This window comes from Chamaesiphon sp. OTE_20_metabat_361, assembly GCF_031364565.1.
The window spans coordinates 1-2,165 of sequence record NZ_JANLWO010000065.1; the positions used below are offsets into that span (position 1 = coordinate 1).

A 2,165-nucleotide genomic window follows, 5' to 3' on the forward strand; every position below is an offset into this window, starting at 1 on the left:
TCCAAACCCTAGAGCAGTTAAGACAATTGACGTGGATTTTTCTGCTTTCGGCGATTCCAGTTATTTTACTTGGATATGGGGAATTGTGGCTGGGATGGGGCGGCGCTCTGAGTGTCATGGGCAGTCCGATTCAGATTTTTGGGCTGCATCCCGGCGGTAATCCGCTCGGGCGGATGTCCTCATTATTTGGCTATGCGACTGGCTTTGCCGAATACTTACAGATGATATTTATCTTTGGCTTGGGCTTATGGGTGGATACTTGGGAGCGGCGGCGGGATAGGGATGTGTCAGCTAAGTTAACCCCAGCGCCGATCTGGAAATCGCCAAAGTTAATTTATCTGAGTAGCTTGCTGCTCTTGGGTGGCGGTGCCCTGATTCTGACTAGTTCGCGATCGGCTTGGGGTGTCGCGATCGCGAGTATGCTAGTCTTTGCGGCTTATCAATCTTGGTACGGAATTTTAGGATTAGTAGCAGCGCTGATGGCGGTAATTTTTAGTTCGGCATACGCACCATCGCCACTCAAAGAACCTCTGCGCGCGATCGTCCCCCGCTACTTTTGGGCGCGAATTACCGACGAGATGTATCCAAATCGTCCTGACGCGCTGACGCGAGTCGCCCAGTTTAAATTTGCTGGGAAACTAATCCAAGAACGTCCGCTCACAGGCTGGGGAATGCAAAGTTTTGGCAATCTCTATCAAGCCTACAGTCAGATCTGGGTACCGCAGCCCCATAACGTAGTAGTCATGCTCAGCGCTAGTTTGGGACTACCCGCGACGATCTGCCTAGTAGGCATCGTCGGCTGGATCGTCACCTGTGGGACGCGGTTATTTCTCGATTTTCCGATCGAATGGCGGCACTCGCGGACGATATTTTTCACCTATTTGATGGCCTTTGGCGGGTTTATCGCCTTTAACATGACTGATGTGACACTCCCAGATCTGCGCTTAAATACGTTAGCTTGGTTATTATTGGCGAGTATTTGCGGGCTATTTTATCAGTCGCAATTCTCCAGCGGATTTGCACCGCGAGAGCATCGCCAGTAACTTTAGCTAACTACTCAAATCTTGTCTGGTGAATAGCAAACAGCAGCAAACTTACTACGATTTATTGGGCATCCATCCCAGCGCATCCGCGATCGAGATTCGGCGTGCTTATCGGGAGATGAGCAAAAAGTACCATCCCGATACTACCAGTCTGGCTACCGCCGTCGCCACCGTCAAATTTCAATCCTTAAATGAGGCTTACGCGACCATCAGCCACCCCGAACGCCGCTTGACATACGATTTAGAGATCGGCTATTCACGGCTCTTTGTCGTCCAATCTCCGTCCACATTTCAGCCGTTAGCCTCCCGTCCCGACAAGTATCGCTCCTCTGCCTATCTCGATCCGACCGATCGACCGCTCTCTGGGGGCGAACTGTTTGCGTTATTGATGCTGGGCATTGCTTTAATTGGCTGTCTGTTACTCACCATCGCGATCGCGATAATTAGAGGTGAGTTGTGAGCGATCGATTTCCTAACTAGGAGATCCGCCAAACGGCTGAGAGCTTGAGTATTTATGCGATTGGAGCGAGAATTTAGGTATATCTATTTGTTATCCGATCGCTATGGGTATCCGGCACCGAAAATTCTCCATAGGGACGCTTTTAGTCATCGTTGGTAGCCTCACTGGTGCGGTTTTGGGTAACTATTTATGGCAGCAACAACGCTCACAATTACCATTGCAGACCACTGCTGCCGCTCTCAACCCACCGCCCGGTGCAACTTTACCAATTTTCTCCCAGGCAATCCAGACCGACAACGATAACTTTATCACCACAGTAGTGGCAAAAGTCAGCCCCGCCGTCGTCAAAGTCGATGCCACCGAGTCAGTCAGTCAAAACCCCACGAGCGATCGGTCGATCGACAAATCCACTACAGCCGATTCCGCAAGGCGGACGCTCCGCGAACGAACCGAAAAAGGCACGGGTTCGGGCTTAATCCTGAGTGCTGACGGTCGCATCGTCACCAATGCTCATGTCGTCGATGGTACCGATCGAGTCAAAGTTACACTCCAAAATGGGCGCGTATTAGCAGGTAAAGTCGTGGGAATCGATCGAGTCACAGATGTCGCCGTTCTCAAAGTGGCTGCCAAAGACTTGCCCACCGTCAAATAAGGTGACTCCG

The 2,165-nt window shown here is 51.1% G+C and carries 3 protein-coding genes; all 3 read left to right on the top strand.

The annotated features are described in order from the left end of the window. Positions 1 to 1,043, top strand: a 1,043-nt coding sequence (locus tag RMO35_RS01745; protein WP_309738127.1) for an O-antigen ligase family protein, incomplete at its 5' end; no start/stop codon positions are given. A gap of 28 nt (positions 1,044 to 1,071) precedes the next feature. Next, positions 1,072 to 1,503, top strand: coding sequence for a J domain-containing protein (locus tag RMO35_RS01750; RefSeq protein WP_309738128.1), 432 nt, complete (start codon positions 1,072 to 1,074; stop codon positions 1,501 to 1,503). 103 nt (positions 1,504 to 1,606) lie between these two features. Continuing rightward, entirely contained in the window at positions 1,607 to 2,155 is a 549-nt protein-coding gene (locus RMO35_RS01755; protein ID WP_309738129.1) for a trypsin-like peptidase domain-containing protein, read from the top strand. The last annotated feature ends 10 nt before the right edge of the window (positions 2,156 to 2,165 follow it).

Bases quoted from the DNA above. Each gene is read 5' to 3' on its own strand.
- RMO35_RS01755 (WP_309738129.1), top strand. From the start codon at position 1,607: ATGGGTATCCGGCACCGAAAATTCTCCATAGGGACGCTTTTAGTCATC.